14 protein-coding genes are annotated in these 17,610 nt (G+C 48.3%); 8 read left to right on the top strand and 6 right to left on the bottom strand.

Translation table 11 applies throughout. The features are described from left to right. Nucleotides 1-9 precede the first annotated feature (9 nt). On the top strand, nt 10-1,380 hold the full coding sequence (locus tag TW77_RS20135) for a YjiH family protein (RefSeq protein ID WP_046006794.1): 1,371 nt from the start codon (nt 10-12) through the stop codon (nt 1,378-1,380). 32 nt (nt 1,381-1,412) lie between these two features. Here TW77_RS20135 and TW77_RS24895 read toward each other — a convergent pair whose 3' ends face one another. After that, on the bottom strand, nt 1,413-1,589 hold the full coding sequence (locus TW77_RS24895; protein ID WP_082078991.1) for a DUF2897 family protein: 177 nt from the start codon (nt 1,587-1,589) through the stop codon (nt 1,413-1,415). 380 nt (nt 1,590-1,969) lie between these two features. Between TW77_RS24895 and TW77_RS20130 the strand changes: the two genes are divergently transcribed. Then, nucleotides 1,970-3,307, top strand: coding sequence for an ankyrin repeat domain-containing protein (locus TW77_RS20130; RefSeq protein WP_046006762.1), 1,338 nt, complete (start codon nt 1,970-1,972; stop codon nt 3,305-3,307). Between the two features lie 45 nt (nt 3,308-3,352). Here the strand turns inward: TW77_RS20130 and TW77_RS20125 are convergent, their stop codons facing one another. Next, entirely contained in the window at nt 3,353-3,712 is a 360-nt protein-coding gene (locus tag TW77_RS20125; protein ID WP_046006761.1) for an outer membrane protein assembly factor BamE, read from the bottom strand. Nucleotides 3,713-3,842: 130 nt separating this feature from the next. Between TW77_RS20125 and TW77_RS24890 the strand changes: the two genes are divergently transcribed. Further along, entirely contained in the window at nt 3,843-4,151 is a 309-nt protein-coding gene (locus tag TW77_RS24890; RefSeq protein ID WP_082078990.1) for a GIY-YIG nuclease family protein, read from the top strand. On the opposite strand, the gene TW77_RS20120 is transcribed toward TW77_RS24890, so the two are convergent. The 4 genes from TW77_RS20120 to ilvC all read right to left on the bottom strand — a co-directional run bounded on the left by TW77_RS20120 (nt 4,091) and on the right by ilvC (nt 9,967). After that, a complete protein-coding gene (locus TW77_RS20120; protein WP_082078989.1) occupies nt 4,091-5,020 on the bottom strand; it encodes a M20/M25/M40 family metallo-hydrolase in 930 nt (309 codons plus the stop codon). The genes TW77_RS24890 and TW77_RS20120 overlap by 61 nt on opposite strands. Further along, nucleotides 4,962-6,167, bottom strand: a complete 1,206-nt coding sequence (locus TW77_RS20115) for a tetratricopeptide repeat protein (protein ID WP_052713284.1) — start codon at nt 6,165-6,167, stop codon at nt 4,962-4,964. Before TW77_RS20115 ends, TW77_RS20120 begins: the two co-directional genes overlap by 59 nt. 200 nt (nt 6,168-6,367) lie before the next feature. Next, the gene (locus TW77_RS20110) at nt 6,368-8,275 is read right to left on the bottom strand and encodes a methyl-accepting chemotaxis protein (protein ID WP_046006760.1); all 1,908 of its coding nucleotides are present in this window, start codon (nt 8,273-8,275) and stop codon (nt 6,368-6,370) included. Between the two features lie 219 nt (nt 8,276-8,494). Further along, nucleotides 8,495-9,967, bottom strand: coding sequence for a ketol-acid reductoisomerase (gene ilvC, locus TW77_RS20105; protein ID WP_046006759.1), 1,473 nt, complete (start codon nt 9,965-9,967; stop codon nt 8,495-8,497). 127 nt (nt 9,968-10,094) lie between these two features. On the opposite strand from ilvC, the gene ilvY reads away from it, so the two are divergent. From ilvY to TW77_RS20080, 5 genes are all read left to right on the top strand, one after another. Then, nucleotides 10,095-10,985, top strand: a complete 891-nt coding sequence (gene ilvY / locus TW77_RS20100) for an HTH-type transcriptional activator IlvY (RefSeq protein ID WP_046006758.1) — start codon at nt 10,095-10,097, stop codon at nt 10,983-10,985. Nucleotides 10,986-11,046: 61 nt separating this feature from the next. Further along, the gene (locus TW77_RS20095) at nt 11,047-11,757 is read left to right on the top strand and encodes a winged helix-turn-helix domain-containing protein (protein WP_046006757.1); all 711 of its coding nucleotides are present in this window, start codon (nt 11,047-11,049) and stop codon (nt 11,755-11,757) included. Nucleotides 11,758-12,078: 321 nt separating this feature from the next. Continuing rightward, a complete protein-coding gene (locus TW77_RS20090; RefSeq protein WP_046006756.1) occupies nt 12,079-13,908 on the top strand; it encodes a DUF4856 domain-containing protein in 1,830 nt (609 codons plus the stop codon). Nucleotides 13,909-13,992: 84 nt separating this feature from the next. Next, the gene (locus TW77_RS20085; protein ID WP_046006755.1) at nt 13,993-15,267 is read left to right on the top strand and encodes an imelysin family protein; all 1,275 of its coding nucleotides are present in this window, start codon (nt 13,993-13,995) and stop codon (nt 15,265-15,267) included. Between the two features lie 10 nt (nt 15,268-15,277). Then, nucleotides 15,278-17,506 (top strand): TonB-dependent receptor family protein, encoded by a 2,229-nt coding sequence (locus TW77_RS20080; protein WP_240479524.1) that lies wholly within the window; start codon nt 15,278-15,280, stop codon nt 17,504-17,506. The last annotated feature ends 104 nt before the right edge of the window (nt 17,507-17,610 follow it).

The raw sequence follows: 17,610 nt of genomic DNA, 5'->3' as shown, positions 1-17,610 counted from the left end.
AATCATATGATGTCAGAATCTACGGGTTCAGCGTCGCCAAACTGGCGCACGCTATTTGCGTTTCTCGTGCCTTCCCTGATCGGGGTGTTTTTATTTATGACGCCTGTGGCAATCGGTGAAGCAATGACCATTCCTATCGCAGTAATGGCCAAAACACTACAGAGCTGGATAGCCCCCTATGCACACGGCATGATAGTAAGCATTGTGTGCATCACCGGGGTGATGAGTGCGTTTGTCGCGCTGACTAAACCCAGACAATTACTGAAGAATCACCTGTTCCGGCACTTATTTGCCGTGAGTCCCATCTGGCTGGTGACTCGCCTGGCAGGTATGCTGTTTATTCTGATGACTTACTTTAAAGTCGGGCCCGAAATGATCCATTCTGCGGATACGGGCACACTGGTGCTGCATGATCTGCTGCCTGTGTTGTTTTCAGTGTTTGTCTTAGCCGGTCTGTTACTACCTTTGCTGCTTAACTTTGGCTTGCTGGAGCTGGTTGGTACCTTGCTGACCAAAGTGATGCGGCCTTTGTTTGGTGTACCTGGTCGAAGTGCCGTGAATTGCGTTGCGTCATGGCTTGGAGACGGAAGCGTGGGGATTCTGATGACCTCTCGCCAGTACGAAGACAAACACTACACACAAAGAGAAGCGGCCATCATTGGCACGACCTTCTCGGCTGTGTCGATCACTTTCTGTCTGGTGGTGATTGGCCAGGTGAAACTCGAGCACTTATTTGCCCCATTTTATTTGACTGTGTGCGCCGCGGGGATTGCCGCCGCCATTATCGTGCCACGTTTGCCTCCGCTTCGCTGGAAAAAAGACTGCTATGTTGATGGCAGCGATGCCAACCCTGGTGCCGAGCTGGTGCCTGAGGGAAAAACACTGTTTGGTCATGCACTGGACGTTGCACTGGCAAAAGCAGAGAAAGCGCCAGGCGTTAAAGGGACATTGAAAGAAGGCGTGCACAATGCGCTGGATATGGTGTTTGCGGTTTTGCCTGTGGTTATGGCGGTCGGTACGTTTGCACTGATCATCGCTGAACATACGCCGGTGTTCCAGTTCCTTGGTAAGCCGTTTGTCCCTTACCTTGAGTTGCTGCAGGTGCCAGAAGCGGCCAAAGCGGCCGAAACCATTATGGTCGGGTTCGCGGATATGTTTATCCCGTCTATTCTGGCGGCCTCAAACATTGAAAGTGATGTTACGCGCTTTATTGTTGCAGCGCTGAGTGTGACGCAGCTGATCTATATGTCAGAAGTGGGTGCATTGCTATTGGGCAGTAAGATCCCAGTTAACTTGTTTGAGCTGTTCTGTATCTTTATCTTACGTACGCTGGTGACACTGCCGGTGATTGCGCTGATGGCACACTGGTTGGTGGGCTAACCAATTGGAGTAGGGCAGGTCTGCAGCCAGCCCTACTTGTCTTCTTTTTCTTCTTGTTCGGTCTTTGACTCAGGCTTGGTTTGTTTATCGAGCTTGCCCTTCACATCAAAGCGCGTCATATACTTTAACAGCATAATATTACTGATGATGAAACCAAGCACCATCACAATAATCAGTATCACGTGCCAGGTTGGTAAGGTATTTTCCATCTTGACTTGCTCCCTATCACAGGGCCTTCATTGGACGTTCACCTCTATTGTATATCTTAAGCCTTAATTATCTCAAGTATAGCGCTCAGCTAGTTGTAGTACAGACAGGTCAGTCTATACACAGAGTACTCAGTTTCTGGTTAAGAGCAGAAAATTATAGGACTCTAGATGAGTAAACCAAGCCATAGTTATACCCTGGCACGCTTGTGTATAACGGCTGTCTATCACCGTTGTGTGTAACTGTATTAGGTAAATGGGTTGAATTCTTGAGATCAGCAGCAGCTTTTTTAAGATGCAATTGGTATCATTCCGCTAATAGCGCTGCGACACTATCAATGGCACTCAGCACGTGATACGACAAAAAGGTGGTTAATTCTTTAATGGAGCATGTTTTAATTTGGCCGGCCCAATATCCTCTGTTACTCAAAGGGTTGGTTGAACATAATGGGGCGTTTATCCTGGATGCACTCGAGGCCTGGCCAGAGTGCGAAACGGTCACAGATCAACAGGGTGTGCGCTCGTCGGTACTTCCGCCCCTGATGTATATTTTGTGGCTTAAACCGCTTGAGCCATTTGAATCTTGCTGCTATCAGCATATTGACGACTATGATGAGGCACATCAGAGTTACTGTGACGAATTGCTGGCACATATTGCCGCTGCAGGGGTAAGCCAGGATGAGCTGATCGCAAAGCTACTCGGGGTGTTTGCCCAGTACGCGGATATAAAGGCGCAGCTGGCTTATCACAGTGAGGTATCCCCCGCGACACTACTACTCAATAAATCTTACACATGTGCCTTACAGGTACTTTTGCAGCATGGTTTAACACTCACAGCACAAGAAGCCTGTGATTTGTGGTGTGCGGCGGATGAAGACACCCAGCAACACATCAGTGGTGTACTTAAAACGGCTTTGCAAGATAGCGTAGCAACCTTACATCTGGCGGTAGAACGCCTGCAAAGTGACGAAGCTTATGTTGGGCTATTGCAGCTTTTGTGCGATGGTGATGAAGTTGAGCGTTTGCTGGATCAGGCCTTGTTGGCCCATGTGATGTCCAAGACAGCCAAGCAATCTGTGGCCCTGAAGCTTATTGAGCAAGGTGCGAGTGGGCAAAGCAAAGACATTGACGGAAAGTCGGCTATGATGTGGCTGGTCGAACAAGGTTTTGTCAGTGCAGTCCAGGCATTAAAAGAGCACCATGAGCAACAACAGTCTCTGGATGATTTAGGGCGCAACCTGATGCATTATGCCGTGCGCTCCAATTCTACTGCGATGCTTGAGTTGGTCGAATCTATGGAAGTTGATCCAAGGCTTGCGGATGTGAATGGAATGACGCCCTATCGGCTGGCAAATCAGGCACAAGCGGTCGCGGCAAAGAAATTTCTGGAAGCGCGAGGGATCATTGAATTATCGTTTGCTGCCAAGTACGAAAAAGTAGCGCGGGTATATAGTTTGTACGCCTTAGTGGCACTTTTGATGCCCGTACAACTGAGCTTCTTTTTTAATGAAGCACACAGTAATAAGTTGTCTGCGACTATTATGATATCAAGCCTGACGCTGTTATTTTTTGCCCTGGCACGCTGGCAAAAGCGCAGTCCGCTTTACCCTCAGGACGCATCTCCCTGGAGCCTGATCGGTGTGAATGTACTTGCATGGTTAAGTATGTCACTGCAATTTTTGTTTAGTATTGTTGTCTTGATTGCGGTGGTGGGAAGCTAAAAAGCAGAGCTTAGGCTCTGCTTTTATGAGTCGGGTGTGGCTTCTTTATTCACTAAGCGGGGTGTTGAATTCTGCCGGCTTATCAAAGTCCCCTGAAATATCATTCAGTGTATCTTCTTTGAAATAAACCACCAACTCCCGGCGTTGCTCTGAGTCTCGGCCCAGATTGAACACATAAGAGTAATGCCAGATTTCGCTGTTAAACGCGTCTTTAGCTACAGGCGTGCCCAATACATATAAAACTTGCTCTTTTGTCATAGCAATTCTGAGCTTATCGACATCGGACTGCTCCAGGAAATTACCCTGAGGCACATTTATCCGGTATACCCAGCTGGAACAGGCAGACAGTAATGTCGTTGCAAGAATAATACTAAGCCAAACAAAAAGGCGCTTTTTTAACTGCATGTATGTGTATCCTTATTTTTGGTTGTATGAATGATACAGAATGGATAAAGAAGGTAAAGTAGAATTATTGGTAAGTTTCGACAGTTCGCCGTTAAAATAGTTCCATCCATTGTAGTGAGTAGTCAAAGCGATGAGTAAAACTGAGCAACCCTGGCACCTGTACATAATAGAAAACCGGTTTGGTCATTGGTATACCGGGATCACCAATGATGTCACGCGTCGTTTCGCGGACCACACCGCTGGCAAAGGGGCCAAAAATTTGCGCGGCAAAGGTCCGCTCAAGCTCGTTTATAGTTTTGCTGTGGGGGATAAGCGCACGGCCGCCCGGTTAGAGTGGCGTTTCAAGCGCTTATCTAAGTCGCGTAAAGTCGCCCTGGTTCAGGGCGCTGCGGATACTGATAACGCAGATATAAAGGCATTAATATGCTCTGAAACCTGAGCGAGCTTAGGCAGGTCGACTTTATCAAACTGATCTTTATGGGTGTGATGGTAGGGATCAGTACCAATGCCAAAATAGGCAAATGGGATCCCGACTTTGTGAAAAGCATAATGGTCGCTTGCCCTGAGCCAGTCTATTCTGGGTGTGTCTAAACGGCGGGCCATATGGGCGGCAGATGTGTAGACGAGTGCACGGATCTGGTTGTCAAATGCCGGTTCGATGGCCTGAGTAAAGGTACTTGCCTGCTTAGAGGCAAGTACATAGAGACGGTTTTTTCTGTTCACCGCGAGCATATCCAGGTTGATGTTCAGTGCAACCTGCTGCGGGTTTAGTGTGGCTGCGAAAAAGTGAGCGCCATACAGGCCTTTTTCTTCTGCATCGGTGGCGACAAAAATGATTTTACGATGTCGCTGATGTGATACCAGGCGCTTTGCAATATCCAGCATGACCACTACGCCTGAGGCATTGTCATTGGCGCCGGGGTAGTAACGAGAGCCTCTGCTGCCGAGGTGGTCGTAATGGGCACTGATCACCAGCGATTTTTCACAGACCTGTACGTTACAGGGTAAGGTGGCGACAACATTATGGCCATATCCCAGCTTGCCCAGGCCCTGACGAAAGCGAAAAGACTGATAATAAGTCTCGAGGCCAGCCTCTGCGAAGCGCGTGTAAATATAACGTGCACTCGCGTTGACCTCGCTATCACCAGAGCCTCTGCCTGCATGTTCGGGGCTGGTCAGAATTTTAAGATCGGTTGCCAGTTGTGTGCTGGCCTGTGTGGCGATTGTTATAAAACATAGCCACAGCAGACTAATTTTTAGCCACAGCACTGAGCCACTCCAGTTTGCTACGGTAACGTTGTTTATCATGGCCAAAGCTGGCGAGGTTTAGCGCCCGGTTAAGAAATGTTCTGCTCAACTCCAGGTCACCCTGCACATAGTAGACTTTAGCGAGGCCAAAATAGCCTTCGTGTATCTTCGCTGATAACTTGTTCGCAGTGCGATAATGTTTCAGTGCCTTGTCATAGTTTTCATTGGCAAAGGCTTCATCCCCCAGTGCAATCTGATAATACGGATTGTCTTTGCGCAGGGCATGAAGTTGCGTTCTTATTTCCTCTGCTTTATCAGGTCGGTCCGTTAATTCATAGAGCAGCGCCAGATTACCGAGCGCGGTTTTGTTCTCATCGTTTATTAATAGTGCTTGCTGATACAGGGACTCGGCCTGCCTGGTGTGATCGTTAATCCGATAGAGGACTGCGAGGTTGCCCCAGGCAGCGGAGTAGAGCGGATCAATGTCTATGGCTGCCCGGAAGTAGCTGTAGGCCATATCCATTTCCTGATTGATCATATGCATCGCACCTTTGTTACTGTAAAACATCGCGGTGATGCGCTCTTTACTGATCTTTGATGTGGCAAATTTCTGTTGTCGGCTGTTAGGGTCAAAGTCAATTACAACACTGATCGGGCGTGTATATAACACCTCGCGACTATCGCTGCTCCTACGGGCCCCGGAATTGGTCTGAGTGACCACCAAATTCACGTGCCCGGTCAGCAGGCTATAACCCTTAGTTTGTGCCCAGTATTCCGGGATATGTACACGCTGAAACTGACCTTTAAGGCCAAGATAGTCCGATAAGCTATACGCGAGGATAGACAGTGACAGGCAATTGGCATTGAGATCATAAAATGCCTCTGCGGCGCTGAGATTGGCACCGCGCATATAGGACAGGCTTGAGTCACCATTTTTGACGAGAAACTGGAGTAACTGTTCCGCCACTTTAATGTTGGAGCCGTTGTGACGGTCCAGATAGTGGTCAAGTGTGGCCCGAATATTGGCGTCCAGCGCAAAAATGTCTTTTTGTGTCTCAACGCTGTGTTGCCTGAATGGCGCATTGTCCAACAGCAACATGTCGACTTGAGGTTCTGTCTTGGTTGATTCACAGCCACTGAGTAACAAGGTAGAGATAGCCAGTAAAGGGCAGAGGTAGCGGCGGGCAAAACGAGCATAGGGCAACATAGGGCGTTCCTAAATCTTACAGCTTTCTTTCAGTGTAGCTATTTTGGCCAGTTAAGGAAGCAAAAATTGTTACAATCCGTTGCAGTAAATGGTGGGCCGGGGATGGCTGAGGGTTTTATGAACAAGGTGGGAGTAGCAAGGTATAAGTATGATTTACTTATAAAAGTAAGCGGCCACATACAAGTGGCCGCTCTTGTGATCTAGAAGCTGGCAACCAGTTTGTCGAGCGCTTTGGCTGAATTAGCCAGCTGCTGAATGGCCTGCTCTGTGTCAAGTTGTTCACTCATAACGGCGTCACTGATCACACTGATCTGTTCAATGCTACGTCCTACATCGGCCACCACGTTACTTTGCTGTTCTGTGGCTGTGGCAATCAAGGTCGTCATATCATTAATTTGATCGGCGGTTTCTGTGATGGTGTTCATCAGCTCCACAGACGTTTGCATATTAGTGACACTCTGTTGCGCTTGATCGGATGATTGTGCAATCTGAGTCACAATGGAATCCGATGCTGCGGTAAGCTCCTGAATGGTCGCCTGAATTTCATCCGTCGACTGAGAAGTCCTGCTTGCCAGTGCTCTGACTTCATCGGCAACCACAGCAAAGCCGCGACCATGTTCACCCGCGCGAGCTGATTCAATGGCAGCATTGAGTGCCAGCAGATTGGTTTGTTCAGAAATCCCTCGGATCACATCTAAAATACTGGCGATGGACTGAGTTTTACTGGCCAAAGTGGCAACCTGATCGGCCATTTGCTGAATATCTAATGCCAGCTGATGTAGCGTTGACTGGCTTTGCTGCACACAGCTGTGGCTGTGTTTGGTGTGCTCGCGGCTCTCGTCGGTGAGCTTGGCGGTATTATTAGCACTGCCGGCAATTTCCTGTACCGTCGCAGCCATCTGGTTTATCGCTGCGGCCACAGAGAGCGTCTGAGACTTCTGCTCATCCAGTGACGATGAGTTCTTTTTCGCCTGTGCAAAGACATGCTCGCTGGCAATACGTATGTCGCTACTTTCTTTGGCAACATTACAAATAGCGGCTTCAATCTTTTCGATGAACTGATTAAAGCCCTGACCCAGCGCCTGTAACTCAGGTTGCTCCGCATCGGGCACCCGGTAATTTAGTTTTGCATCGCCACTGCCCAGCTGGCGGAACACATCTGCCATTTTTAGCAAAGGTGCGCTGAGGCTGCGCGCCATAATCATACTGGCAATACACACAACCGCAACGACAGCCAATGACCAGATCACGATTTGCCATTGCAAAGCAGAAACCTGGGCGAATACTTCCGCCTTTGGAACCTGTGCAATGACCAGCAGATCGGTGCCTGCAATTGGACTGGCGGCCACCAAAGAAGGGGTGCCGTCGGCTTCAAGGTCCAGCACAACGAAATCGCGGCTATTGCGCAGCTGGCTGGCCGCTTGTGTGCCATATAAATCAAGCAGTTTTGTTTTCGCTACTTTATTTGCATCAGGGTGAAGTTGAACAACCCCTTGTGCCTTTTCAACGACGAATACAAAGCCGCTTTGCTCAATGGTCATATTGGCCAGCATGGTTTGCATAGCATCAATACTTTTCGCCAGACCCGCTAAACCAATGCCGTTTGTTTGTTGATGGTTGACGAACATTTTCACATCGCCAGGTGCTTCCTGGTAGATGCTGATTGAGTATTCTTCAGGACTTTGCGTGAACTGGAAAAACCAGCCATCCTGTTGTTGATTGAGCACGCGCAGGAACCCGTTTTGGTTCCAGTATTGTCGTGTCTCTCTGTTTGCCCAGGAGGCGGTAACCAGAGCGTACTGATTTTGCACGCGTGCCAGCTCGCTAAGCAATACCTGCTCATCCAGCTGACCTTTGTTGACCGCATCAAGCAGAAATTGGTTGCTTGAAAGCTGTTTTGCAGCACTCTTTAACTGGCCAATTTGCTGGCTAATCGATTTGTTGATGCTCTCAACCTTGCTGGGCAATTCAGAGCCCAGCATGCGGGTTTCGATCATAGACTTAGCCTGATAGGTTGAAATAAAGCCGATCAGACAAGCGACAACAACAGCGATTAGGCTGCCCAGTAGAGTAATTCGTTGTGTAATTGTTAAACCAGTGTTATGCATTAAACTCACTACTTCTAAATCCCGTGTGCCATAATTTTAGCATGGTCAATAATTAACACCTATAGGTATAAAGTCACTGTCATAACAGTGTCATGTTTTTAATAGTAAAAAAGCCCACTGCATAGCAGGTGGGCCTTGGTTTCTAACAAGCGAACTAAAAAGGCAAAGGAGCGAGGATAGCGAGTAAGAACTTGGGCTATCCTACTAATTTTCAATTGCTTAGATGATTTTCTTCATGGCAGACATATAGCCGCGCAGGGTATTGCCAACCACTTCAACCGGATGATTACGAATAGCGGCATTGACGTTGATCAGTGCCTGGTTATCTACTTCATTAGAGCTGTCCGGCAACCCTTTACCAATGACATCTGTACCGATTTTTTCCATAAATGGCTTAAGTAATGGTAAACAGGCATGGTTGTACAAGTAGCAACCATATTCTGCCGTATCTGAAATGGTGCGGTTCATTTCAAACAGCTTTTTACGTGCTATGGTATTGGCAATCAAAGGTGTTTCATGCAAAGACTCATAGTAGGCGGATTCCTCGATGATGCCCGCAGCGGTCATGGTTTCGAACGCCAGCTCCACACCGGCTTTGACCATGGCAACCATCAAAATGCCATTGTCAAAAAACTCTTGCTCGGCAATCTCTTGCTGGCAGTTGGGCTGTTTTTCAAATGCGGTTTCAGCGGTTTCGCCGCGCCAGCTCAGCAGCTTGGCATCGTCTTCATGCCAGTCTGCCATCATGCCCTGTGAAAACTCGCCACTGATGATGTCATCCATATGCTTGTTGTAGAGCGGGCGCATGATGGTTTTGAGCTCTTCGCTCAATTCAAATGCCTTGATTTTTGCCGGGTTAGACAGGCGGTCCATCATATTGGTGATACCACCGTGTTTGAGCGCTTCGGTGATCACTTCCCAGCCATATTGGATCAGCTTGGAAGCATAACCCGGCTCGATACCTTGCTCGACCATTTTATCAAAGCACAGCAGTGAGCCGGTTTGTAACATGCCGCACAAAATGGTCTGCTCACCCATAAGGTCAGATTTAACTTCGGCGATGAACGAAGAATGAAGTACCCCGGCACGGTGGCCACCTGTACCCGCAGCATAGGCTTTTGCCTGCGCCAGACCATGGCCTTGCGGATCATTTTCGGGGTGTACCGCAATCAGGGTTGGCACGCCAAAACCGCGTTTGTACTCTTCACGCACCTCAGTGCCCGGGCATTTAGGGGCAACCATGATGACGGTGATGTCCTCACGTACCTGCATGCCTTCTTCGACAATATTGAAACCGTGTGAATAGGCCAGTGTCGCACCTTGTTTCATCAGCGGCATCACTGCTTCAACCACCGCCGAGTGCTGTTTATCCGGGGTCAGGTTTAGCACCAGATCAGCCTGCGGGATCAGGGTTTCGTAGGTGCCCACTGCAAAGCCATTGTCGCTGGCATTCACAAATGATTGGCGCTTTTCATCAATGGCAGACTGACGCAGCGCATAGCTCACATCCAGGCCAGAATCACGTAAGTTCAGACCCTGGTTCAGACCCTGAGCGCCACAACCTATGATCACCAGCTTTTTGCCAAGCAGGACGTTAACACCGTCCGCAAATTCTTTAGGGTCCATGAAGTGACACTGGGCCAGCTGGGCCAGTTGCTCGCGCAGCGGCAATGAGTTGAAATAGTTCGCCATGATTTATCCTGTCTGATTGGTCTTAATAAGAGATAGGTTCTAGACTAGTGATAAGTTTAAGTTGCGTAAAATGATATATTTAAACTATTGTATTTCACATTATGAAATACGCTGAGTAACTAATAAGATGGACCACAAACAACTCAAGTACTTTCTGGCGCTCGCAGACACGCTGCATTTTTCTCGCGCCAGTGAGCGCTGCTACATCAGCCCGCCAACGCTAAGCCGTCAGATCAAGCAGCTGGAAGAAGAGGTCGGGGCGCCGCTATTTATCCGTGATAATCGCAGTGTCGCTCTGACACCACAAGGCCAGGCGTTTATTCAGTATGCGCAGGCGACTCTGGCAAGCTGGCGTCAATTTAAAAGCGAGTGCCTGGATGAAGACAAGCCATTGAGCGGCGAGCTGAGCCTGTTTTGCTCTGTCACGGCTTCCTATAGCTTTATTTATGACCTGTTTGCACGTTACCGGCAGGATTTTCCACAGGTTGAGCTGAATCTATTGACCGGCGATCCCGCCAACTCTATTGCCCAGGTGCAAGGAGAAGTGGTTGATGTGGCGGTGGCCGTTCGACCTCGCAACCTGCCACAGGGTCTGGAGTATCTCAGTATTGGCCGCTCAAGGCTGCTGTTTATAGCCCCGACGATGAAATGCCCGTTGAGTGACTTACTGGCGCAGCATCGTGGTGAGCTGCCCTGGCACCAGGTGCCTTTTATTGTGCCAGAACATGGTGTTCTGAAAGAGCGTCTGGATGTATTTTTCAAGAAAAAAGCGCTGCAACCTAAAATCTATGCGCATGTGTCGGGTCATGAAGCCATGGTGGCGCTGACCAGTTTGGGTTTTGGTGTTGCCTATGTCCCTGAAGTGGTGTTAGAGCAAAGCCCTTTTAGAAATCAGGTACAGACACTGGGATTGCAAAGTGAAGAAATAGAAATTGGTCTGGTATGTAAGAAAAAGCGCCTGCAAGACCCGGTGGTCAGTGCTTTATTTCGGGTAGCCGCGCGTTTGTTTGCTGCGTAAAGCGTTTGTTCAGCTAAGTCCACTAGACTAGCCGCATAAATAGTTCGAACGAGGCTTTTTCGTGTCAACGGTATTAATCGCACAAGATGAAAAAGGACACAGCATCGCACCTTTTGAGGCACTGCAACAGCATGGCTTTACCATGCGCTTTATCAATATTCATGAGGCAACCAGTAAAGGGTATCCGGTTCAGCAGGTAGATAGCATAATCATTGGTCAGGCACTGGCAACCAGTGCTCAGTACGACACCATCAACACACTCAAAAACTGCTTCGACGCGCCTTTGATGGTTTCTCTGGACGAGGACAATGAAGACCTGCAAAGTCTCATGCTGGAGCTGGGCGCCGATGATGTTATTCCGAGCATGGCCAAACCCCGATTATGGCGAGCCCGGCTTGATGCTTTAGTGCGCAAGCGTCCATCGCTTTTGACGGTCAGGTCTGACAGCCCAACCGAACTGCACTTTGGTCAGCTATATTTGAATCTGAACGAGCGCAGCGTGTCACTGGCACAGCAACCGGTTAGTTTAACCAGCCATGAGTTTGAGTTGTTGTGGTTGCTGGCTTCGCGTGCGCCTGAGGTCGTCAGTCGTGAAGAAATCTACAAAAAGGTCGTCGGACAGCATTATCAGGCCAATAGCCGCACCGTGGATGTGCGTGTTTCGTGCCTGCGCAGAAAGCTTGGAGATACGGCAGTGGGCGCAGAAAAAATTAAAACGGTTTGGCGCAAAGGTTATCTGTTTGTAAAAGATGCCTGGTTAACCCCTGAGTAAAGCCAAAGATTGGCGAAATTTCCACAACGGATAGTTCCAATTATTCGAACTATCCATTCGCTCTCGATTGTACATAGTCTATTCCTGGCCGCTTATACTCATCCTTTGAAATACAATATAATTCATTTATATCATTTAGTTATGTGAATTGTTCCCTCCTGTAAGCTATATTCTGGCGTATCACAAAGCGGATATTTCTGCGTATTCCTTGATCTAAATCGTGCATTTGACAACGTAAATAGAATTGATTGCTATTTAAAGCGGTGTATACTTAACGCGACTAAGAATAATTTTTAACATTGCTTTATTAAGGAATGCTCAATGATTTTCAAAAAATCTCTGCTAGCTACTTCTATTTTAGTTGCCACTTTAGGTCTGACTGCCTGTGGCGGTTCAAGCTCAAATGACAACAACAATAATAACAACAACGGTCAAACCCCTGACCAAACAACAAATGCAAAACCAACAAGTGTTGAACCGCAAAATTCGAATGGTGAAAAGGTAACAACGGTTAAAGAAAACATGGTTGCGGTGGAGATTGGTAAGCTAGTCGCCACAGACAGTGATGATACAACTCACGAGTTTTCAGCACCATCGGATGATCGATTTGAAATCAAAGAGGGTGGCATTCTGGCGCTTAAAGCTGGACAGTACCTCAACTACGAGCTTGAGCCGCAAGTGACGATGACTGTGTCAGTAGAAGACGGCCAGAATGATCCTGTAACGCTTTCATTCACTCTCAATGTTGAAGATGAAATGGACTACGACTTCATTAGCCGTTTTGAGGAAGGCAAGTCAAGCGTTGCTTACTCAGGTCAGATCGCACGCCATGTGTTGATCAAAGAGCTATTTAACTATATTAAGAGCGACGAGTTTGTGAATAGTGCAAAAGATGCGAACGCAACTGAAGCCACTCTTATAACTGAGCTCAATAAGTTTTATTCAGTTTCTGAAGATGATTACGAAAGTATTTGGGAAAACCGCCCTTTGACTATCGGAGCTGAGCCTGCTGCTGCTCAAAATTCACTGATTGACATTTCGTCTTCTCACAAAAACCTGCAAGGTAAAGTTGCAGGGAATGACCCCGGTGGTCAGGATAAAAAAGGATGGACAGACGAAGGTGATTTTGTTGGCTGGCCGGTAGATACGACTCAGAATGATGCAGAAAAAACACCTATTCCTGACCTGGTTGTTCAGCAGTTATTCGAGCAACTTGCTGAGCGTGCATTTGAGCAGGCGATCGGTCCCAGAGGTGTTGAAATTGAGACAATTTATGTCACGTCTGACGGCGTTGATCTAAGCCAGTTGATCCAGAAGTTTTTGTATGGCGCGGTTGCTTTTTCTCAGGCAGCAGATGACTATCTGGACGCAGACAAAGGGCTTTTGGCTGACAATACAAAACCAGTTGAGAAAGATGGGAGCGTAAAACCTTACACAAACCTGGAGCATCAATGGGATGAAGGATTTGGTTATTTCGGTGCGGCACGTAACTATATGAGTTACGAAGATATCGAAATTGCCGGCAAAGGTGGCCGCGACGGTTTTAGTGCAGGGTACAATGATGCCAATGCCGATGGTAAAATTGACTTTAACTCCGAATATAATTTCGGCAATTCAACCAATGCTGCCAAGCGTGATCTGGGTACGGCAGGTAATACCAACCCGACCGACTTAACCAAAGAAGCATTTGAAGCATTCTACAATGGCCGTCAGTTGATCAACTCAACTGAGGGAGCTTTGGACGTGCAAGCGCTGGAAGTTCACGCCAACAAAGCGCTGCTTGCGTGGGAAAAAGCCATTGCTGCGACGGTTGTTCACTATATCAATGATACTAAGACAGCGTTAGACGACTTGTTAGTAGAATTAAAGGCAGAACAGCTTGACAAAGAAAAAATGCGTGCTGTATTTAATGATCTAGCTAAAAACTGGTCGGAAATGAAAGGCTTTGCACTTAACTTCCAGTTTAACCCGAATTCACCTTTCTACGCGTCAGAGCATGAGGGAGAGTTTGCAAGACTTCATACGCTAATGGGCAATAAGCCTGTAATTGATGCCGACGGCATCACAGATTACAAGCAGTCTCTGGATCAAGCACGTGAGATTCTCGAGCTTGTCTACGAATTTGATGCAGAGAATGTTGCTAACTGGTAAGTTATAACGATTCACCGAACTGTCAAAAGGTTAGCAATGTTTGCTAGCCTTTTGCGTATCTAGACTATTCATTTGAGGCAAATAATGAGAATACACCCCAGACCTATTTTACTGGCAACGGCCATTGGTTTGGCATTAAGCGGATGTGGCGAAAGTACCTCCAGCTCTGCGGGCCCGGGATACAATCAGGGGACGCCGGTGGTAGAGCCAACGACGTTCGATCAGAAAAAGCTGGTCGCTAACCTGGCCGACAATGTGTTTACCCCCACGTTCCAGCAGTTTGCAGACAAAGCCAGCGCACAGCCGGCGATAGTGAAAGCCTATTGCGACCTGGAAAGTGCGTTTGATCCAACCCTGCAAGACGAAGCGGCCAAAGCGGCACGAGATGAAGCCAAGCTTGCTGCGCAAAATGGCTGGAAAGAAGCGATGGTGAGCTGGCAACATGCTGAGCTGATGATAGTCGGTCCATTACTGGCCGATGACAAAGCACTGCGTAAAGATATCTATTCCTGGCCGGATACCAACTACTGTAATGTCGATCAGGATGTGGCTTACTTTGCACAGGGTGACATCAATGGCGTGCCTTACGACATCAGCAAACGCAGCGATAAACGTCGTGGTTTAGATGCCCTTGAGTACCTGTTGTTCAACAATGATTTAAACCATAGCTGTTCAGCTGCCGCCAGTGGCGACATCCTGGCACAGTGGAATACGCTTGATGAGCAGCAACGACGCACAATGCGTTGTCAGTATGCGGTTGCGGTGTCGACTGATCTGAAAGAAACCTCCGAACGCTTGATGTTCGAATGGGCGGGCGACCAAGGCTATGCGGCTAAGCTTAAAAATGCCGGTGAGGCAGGCAGTGAATTTAGCACGGTCACCGAGGCCGTTAACCTGATCTCCGATGCCTTATTCTATATGACGGAAGAGCTGAAAGATTACAAACTGGCAACGCCACTGGGCTTGTTTGCGAACCAATGCGGTACTGAGGTGTGTCCGCAGGCGGTCGAATCACAGTTTGCCAAACACTCTTTAGAGAATATTCAGGCTAACATTGCTGCCTTTGAGCAAATTTTCCTGGGCCAGGGCACAGACAGTGAAGACACTACCGGATTTGATGATTTCCTTGATGAACAGGATGCCAGCCAGACCAAAGAAATCATGTTGCAGGGGATTGCTGATGCTAAAGCTGCGACAGCGGCACTCAATGGCAGCTTGCAGCAAGCCTTGGAAGAGGACACTGCCGGGGTGACAAACACCCATGCTAAGGTCAAAGATGTGACCGATCAGCTTAAGAATGACTTTATCCAAAAACTGGCTCTGGAACTTCCAAAAACATCGGCAGGTGACAATGACTAAAGGGTTCATGATGAAACGATCTGTGTTGGCCATGGCTGTTGCGCTTGCAGCGCCTCAGGTACTGGCAAATGATGATGCAAAAAATGACGACATGGAGCACATTCAGATCCTGAGTCATTACGACAAACTACGTACCGAGGCAGGCTCTGCAACGCTGCTTAGCGAAGAACAGCTGGCTGAATTTGAGTACGACGATATCCACCGTATTTTATCTTCTGTGCCGGGCGTCAATATCCGTGAGGAAGATGGCTATGGTCTGCGTCCTAACATTGGCTTTCGTGGTGTCACTCCGGAGCGGAGTAAGAAAATCACCATTATGGAAGATGGTGTACTGATTGGCCCGGCGCCTTATTCAGCACCCGCAGCCTATTATTTTCCGGTAACAACCCGTATGACGGCCGTTGAAGTATTCAAAGGGCCGGCGGCGATTAAACATGGCCCTCAGTCTGTTGCTGGGGCGCTGAACCTGGTTACGCGTGCTGTACCTGAGTTTTCTGAAGGTGCCATTGACCTGGCAACGGGCAGTGATGGCTACAGCAAAGCACATGCTTACTTCGGTTCAGTAGTTAATAACGTGGGCTTCCTGCTTGAAGGGGTGAATCTGCAAGCGGACGGGTTTAAAGACTTGGATGGCGGTGCAGATACCGGGTTTGAGAAAAATGACTTGCTGGCTAAGTTTAACTACAAACTACAGCAAGGTGAGTTTGAGCACACCTTTGGACTTAAGCTCAGTTATGCGGATGAACTGTCCAACGAAACTTATCTGGGCCTGACTGATGCAGACTTTGATGCCACACCTTATCGTCGTTATGCCGCGTCTCAGCCCGATAACATGGACACCAAGCACACCCAGGTGATGTTTTCTCATCACTTGAAGTTTCAGGATGTAAGCCTGACTTCCCGGGTGTACCGCAATGACTATGAACGTGCCTGGCTCAAGCTTGATGGCTTAACCAACACAGATGCGACTTTATCTGAGATTCTGGCCAATCCTGAAGATGAGCAATATCAACGTCTGTATCAGGTGATCAGTGGCACGGCAGACTCCATTGCTGATAGTGGCCGTCCTAACTATCTGTCGATGGGCACGAATGACCGTGAATACTTCTCGCAAGGGATCCAGGTAGATGGCTCTGCTAAGTTTAAGCTGGCAGGCTTCGACAATACGTTATCTTTCGGTGTACGCTTCCATGAAGATGAGATTGAGCGTAAGCACTTCAAAGAAACCTACGGGATGAGAGACGGCAGCGCCTTTAACCTTGGATTAGATAAGGTCTATACCTCTCAGAATACCGAAAACACCCAAGCCTGGTCTGTCTATCTTGAAGACAAGGTGACAATCGATGCGCTGACGCTGGGTCTGGGCGTGCGTGGCGAGCTGATGGACATGGCCTATCAGAACAATGCGAATGCGGATGACTGGCAGAATAAAACCACGCGGATCTGGCTGCCTGGCATGAGTGGTTTTTATCAGTTATCGGAAGATTCGGGTATTTTATTCGGTGTTCATCAGGGATTCTCTCCGGCATCACCGCAGCAGTCCGTGGATATTGAAATCGAGAAAAGCACCAACTATGAATTCGGTGGGCGCTTTAACGATGGGGTGACCCAGCTTGAAGTTGTTAGCTTCTTTAATGATTACAGCAATCTGAAAGAGAGCTGCGGTCAGTCTAACTGTGGTGCCCTGGAAGTGGGCAGAGAGTTCAACGGCGGTGAAGCACATGTGTACGGACTGGAGGCTCAGTTCAGTCAGCGTTACCCACTGAATCTGCAGATTGATATCCCTTACGGTTTTGTTTACACCTATACCAAAGGTGAATTCAAAAACGATCGGTATACGAACTTTGCACAATGGGGCCATGTGAAAAGCGGCGATGAGCTGCCTTATCTGCCAGAGCACCAGGCCAGCTTTAACATTGGTGTGTCGGCACCTGACTGGCGTGTATCGCTGGCGGTAAAGTATGTGGGCTCTATGTCGGAAGCGGCCGGACGCAGCTGGGATAGCAGTACAGACGCGAATGCGCCAAATGGTAGCTACAACCTGGTACTTGAGGGCAAAGAAGTGTCGGCGATTACAACCGTCGATCTGTCTGCGGTTTATGAGCTGGGTAAATACGGCCAGGTATACGCCAAGGTTGATAACCTGCTGGACGAGACTAAGATCGTCAGTCGTCGTCCTTACGGAGCACGACCGGGCAAACCTCGCCAGTTTACGCTGGGTTATAAGTATTCATTCTAACTTGAATGACCCCATGCCAGATGCACATTCAGCTGTGTATCTGGCATAATTGAGTATACTTACAGGGCCGCTAATCAGTGGCCTTTTTTACAGGAGTCAGTCCA

Source organism: Pseudoalteromonas rubra (assembly GCF_000967655.1).
Classification (GTDB): domain Bacteria; phylum Pseudomonadota; class Gammaproteobacteria; order Enterobacterales; family Alteromonadaceae; genus Pseudoalteromonas; species Pseudoalteromonas rubra_A.
The sequence above is the reverse complement of the archived record's forward strand: the minus strand, read 5'-3'. Positions and strand labels throughout refer to the sequence as shown.